At 66.6% G+C, this 583-nt stretch carries 1 protein-coding gene; it reads right to left on the reverse strand.

Translation table 11 applies throughout. The features are described from left to right. Window positions 1–32 precede the first annotated feature (32 nt). Window positions 33–583 (reverse strand): transposase (locus HCC78_RS33065; RefSeq protein WP_172332884.1); only part of this gene is annotated, 551 nt, incomplete at its 5' end.

Raw genomic sequence — 583 nt, forward strand, 5'->3', positions numbered from 1 at the left:
CGCCGTAAGCGGTGCTCCCGGCTCACGGGATCTCAGGTTGACGGCTTGAAATTCCATGGAAGAAGTTCGTCGATGCGCTTCTGCGGATGCCCGGCGGCGATCGCCTCCAGCGTGGCCTTGAGATAGGCGAAAGGCTCGACGCCGCTGATCTTCGCTGTCTCGATCAGCGAGGCAATGCGTCCCCAGGCACGGCCGCCCTCGTCATGGCCCGCGAAGAGGGCATTCTTGCGGTTCAAAGCAATCGGGCGGATCAGGTTCTCCACGGAATTGGAGTCGATCTCGACCCGGCCGTCGGTCAGGAAGGTCTGCAGGCCGTCCCAGTGGTTGTGGATGTAGCTCAGCTTCTCGCCCAGCCGGGATTTGGCCGAGACCCGGCGCCGCTGCTCCTGCAGCCAGGTGCCGAAGGCCGCGACCAGCGGCGCGGTGCGGGCCTGGCGGGCGGAAAGGCGCTGGCCGGGGCCCATGCCGCGGATCTCGGCCTCGATCCGGTAGAATTCGGCGATCCTGCGCAGACCTTCGGCAGCGATCTCGGACCCGTCCCGGTCGAATATTTCCCGCAGCTTGCGCCGCGCGTGCGACCAGC

This window comes from Mangrovicoccus sp. HB161399, from assembly GCF_013184745.1.
Lineage (GTDB): Bacteria > Pseudomonadota > Alphaproteobacteria > Rhodobacterales > Rhodobacteraceae > Mangrovicoccus.